Raw genomic sequence first — 309 nt, forward strand, 5'->3', positions numbered from 1 at the left:
CGCCCAGGCCGGTCAGCGTCACGTGCCGGACCTCGTCCGTGGTGTCGCCGACCGCGCGGTGGATGACGAGCTGGAGCCGGTCGTCGGTCAGTTCCTCGAGCCTGCCCTCGCCCCACTCCACGACGATCACCGACTCGGGCAGCGAGACGTCGAGATCCAGGTCCTCCATCTCGTCCAGTCCGCCCGACAGCCGGTACGCGTCGACGTGGACCAGCGGCGGTCCGTCCCCCAGGGACGGGTGCACGCGGGCGATCACGAAGGTCGGGGAGGTGACGGCGCCCCGCACCCCGAGCCCCTCGCCCAGCCCAC

1 protein-coding gene is annotated in these 309 nt (G+C 72.8%); it reads right to left on the reverse strand.

All coding sequences use genetic code 11. The features are described from left to right. Positions 1 to 309 (reverse strand): tRNA (adenosine(37)-N6)-threonylcarbamoyltransferase complex ATPase subunit type 1 TsaE (gene tsaE, locus J0695_RS42900; RefSeq protein ID WP_206970193.1); only part of this gene is annotated, 309 nt, incomplete at both ends.

Source organism: Streptomyces beijiangensis (genome assembly GCF_017315755.1).
GTDB lineage: Bacteria > Actinomycetota > Actinomycetes > Streptomycetales > Streptomycetaceae > Streptomyces > Streptomyces beijiangensis.